Annotated in this window: 4 pseudogenes; 2 read left to right on the forward strand and 2 right to left on the reverse strand. The window is 37.3% G+C overall.

Going from position 1 to position 3,234, the window contains the following annotated elements:
• Nucleotides 1-75: 75 nt before the first annotated feature.
• Nucleotides 76-928, reverse strand: a pseudogene (locus BXU11_RS16385) (cupin-like domain-containing protein).
• A 91-nt stretch (nucleotides 929-1,019) separates the two neighbouring features.
• Nucleotides 1,020-1,595 (reverse strand): annotated as a pseudogene (locus BXU11_RS16390) (biotin synthase); the annotation flags it as partial.
• Here BXU11_RS16390 and BXU11_RS16395 point away from each other — a divergent pair.
• Nucleotides 1,592-2,219 (forward strand): annotated as a pseudogene (locus tag BXU11_RS16395) (biotin synthase); the annotation flags it as partial. The pseudogenes BXU11_RS16390 and BXU11_RS16395 sit on opposite strands and share 4 nt — an antisense overlap.
• Nucleotides 2,220-2,310: 91 nt before the next feature.
• Nucleotides 2,311-3,164, forward strand: a pseudogene (locus BXU11_RS16400) (cupin-like domain-containing protein).
• The last annotated feature ends 70 nt before the right edge of the window (nucleotides 3,165-3,234 follow it).

Below are 3,234 nucleotides of genomic sequence, written 5' to 3' on the forward strand. Positions count from 1 at the left end.
CGTAGGAATGATTGATTTTGTAGCAACGGATTTTAATCCGTTGATTGGTGTTTTGCGGCAACAGATTTTAATCCATTATGTATTGCTGTTTTTCATTGCTTTTGCATTTTTATAATCAATCCAAGCTTGTCCTTTTAATTCTCGCATCAAAGTATCGAAATAGCGCATGATGAACACGTTGTAGAACGCTTTCCCTAAGTTCGGTAATCTCTTGGGAAGGCTCGTAAACTCATCGAAAAACCTGCTGTTTCGTATTTCATATAATGCCAATATCCTTCTGGCATATATAGCATTTCGCCATGACGTAAAGTAGTGATGAGGCCTTTGGCGTTTTTCAAGGCTGGAAATTTTTCAAAATCGGGTGCGTCAAAATTAATATCTTCTCTTGCAATTAAAGCATGAGGTACTTTGTAAAGGTATGGGGTTTGTTGCGGATCAAATAACATACATTGTTTTTGACCATGAAAATGAAAATGTAAGATGTTGGAGTAATCAATATCGTAATGCATGAATACTTTAGAGTTTTCGCCCCAAAAAACAGCATGGGCAATTGTTTGACCAATCGTAGTCCTATTTTAGGCCATTGAAAGTCTTTTTGAAGGATCGGAACCTCCTTCATTAATTCATAAAGAAAGATTCTGTAATTGGTAGGTTTGGATTGTAACAGATCGATATAATCGGCCATTTTCATTTGAGCATGAGCTTCGTTGAAACCGTCTTTGTGTGATACAGGGCGATCGTCATAAAGAGGTACTATTTTGTCCCCAGCAACAGTTTTAATATAGTCTAAATTCCACTTGGTATAAGCAGGCCAATCCTCGGTTAGTTTTTCAATTACTAAAGGTTGTTGTTTTTTTACGTAGTTCGTATAAAAATCTTTTTTCGAAATAGTGGCTACACGTTCAATTTCAGTAAGATTCAGTTTCATAAATTGAAATTAAAAATTAAAAAAAATGCTCATAGTTTTTTAGACTAAGAGCAAATGTAATAAAGCTTTAATTTATTTTATAGAAAAAACATTACTTATTCTTCATTGAGGCTTCAATGTTTTTTTCGATGATGTGACCAGGTCTGGACCATTTTGGTTTCTCTCCCAAAGCCACAAATTCTGAATCCGAAGCTTCAACGGTAATGGGTTGTTGTAATTTAATAAATGGTTTTTGAGGTTGTAATCCCAAGGTTTCGAACAATTTCATGTCGTCATCTACATTTGGATTTGGCGTAGTCAATAACTTATCGCCAGCAAAAATAGAATTGGCTCCTGCAAAGAAACACATTGCTTGTCCTTCACGGCTCATGTTCATACGTCCTGCAGATAAACGAACCTGTGTCTCAGGCATCACAATTCTTGTGGTGGCTACCATGCGAACCATTTCCCAGATTTCTACCGGTTTTTCATCTTCCATCGGCGTTCCTTCAACAGCTACAAGTGCATTGATTGGCACAGATTCGGGTTGTGGGTTTAAGGTGGCCAAAGCGACTAACATTCCTGCGCGGTCTTCAACGCTTTCTCCCATTCCGATGATACCACCGCTACAAACCGAGATTTTAGTTTTTCGAACATTCTCAATAGTCTGCAAACGATCCTCAAAACCACAATTTAGATACTTCTGAGGACTATTACAGAAGTGATATCTACCCGTGGTTTTGAGGATCGTTTGCAGACTATTGAGAATGTTCGAAAAACTAAAATCTCGGTTTGTAGCGGTGGTATCATCGGAATGGGAGAAAGCGTTGAAGACCGCGCAGGAATGTTAGTCGCTTTGGCCACCTTAAACCCACAACCCGAATCTGTGCCAATCAATGCACTTGTAGCTGTTGAAGGAACGCCGATGGAAGATGAAAAACCGGTAGAAATCTGGGAAATGGTTCGCATGGTAGCCACCACAAGAATTGTGATGCCTGAGACACAGGTTCGTTTATCTGCAGGACGTATGAACATGAGCCGTGAAGGACAAGCAATGTGTTTCTTTGCAGGAGCCAATTCTATTTTTGCTGGCGATAAGTTATTGACTACGCCAAATCCAAATGTAGATGACGACATGAAATTGTTCGAAACCTTGGGATTACAACCTCAAAAACCATTTATTAAATTACAACAACCCATTACCGTTGAAGCTTCGGATTCAGAATTTGTGGCTTTGGGAGAGAAACCAAAATGGTCCAGACCTGGTCACATCATCGAAAAAAACATTGAAGCCTCAATGAAGAATAAGTAATGTTTTTTCTATAAAATAAATTAAAGCTTTATTACATTTGCTCTTAGTCTAAAAAACTATGAGCATTTTTTTTAATTTTTAATTTCAATTTATGAAACTGAATCTTACTGAAATTGAACGTGTAGCCACTATTTCGAAAAAAGATTTTTATACGAACTACGTAAAAAAACAACAACCTTTAGTAATTGAAAAACTAACCGAGGATTGGCCTGCTTATACCAAGTGGAATTTAGACTATATTAAAACTGTTGCTGGGACAAAATAGTACCTCTTTATGACGATCGCCCTGTATCACACAAAGACGGTTTCAACGAAGCTCATGCTCAAATGAAAATGGCCGATTATATCGATCTGTTACAATCCAAACCTACCAATTACAGAATCTTTCTTTATGAATTAATGAAGGAGGTTCCGATCCTTCAAAAAGACTTTCAATGGCCTAAAATAGGACTACGATTGGTCAAACAATTGCCCATGCTGTTTTTTGGGGGCGAAAACTCTAAAGTATTCATGCATTACGATATTGATTACTCCAACATCTTACATTTTCATTTTCATGGTCAAAAACAATGTATGTTATTTGATCCGCAACAAACCCCATACCTTTACAAAGTACCTCATGCTTTAATTGCAAGAGAAGATATTAATTTTGACGCACCCGATTTTGAAAAATTTCCAGCCTTGAAAAACGCCAAAGGCCTCATCACTACTTTACGTCATGGCGAAATGCTATATATGCCAGAAGGATATTGGCATTATATGAAATACGAAACAGCAGGTTTTTCGATGAGTTTACGAGCCTTCCCAAGAAGATTACCGAACTTAGGGAAAGCGTTCTACAACGTGTTCATCATGCGCTATTTCGATACTTTGATGCGAGAATTAAAAGGACAAGCTTGGATTGATTATAAAAATGCAAAAGCAATGAAAAACAGCAATACATAATGGATTAAAATCTGTTGCCGCAAAACACCAATCAACGGATTAAAATCCGTTGCTACAAAATCAATCATTC

The organism is Flavobacterium sp. LM5, from assembly GCF_002017945.1.
Taxonomy (GTDB): domain Bacteria; phylum Bacteroidota; class Bacteroidia; order Flavobacteriales; family Flavobacteriaceae; genus Flavobacterium; species Flavobacterium succinicans.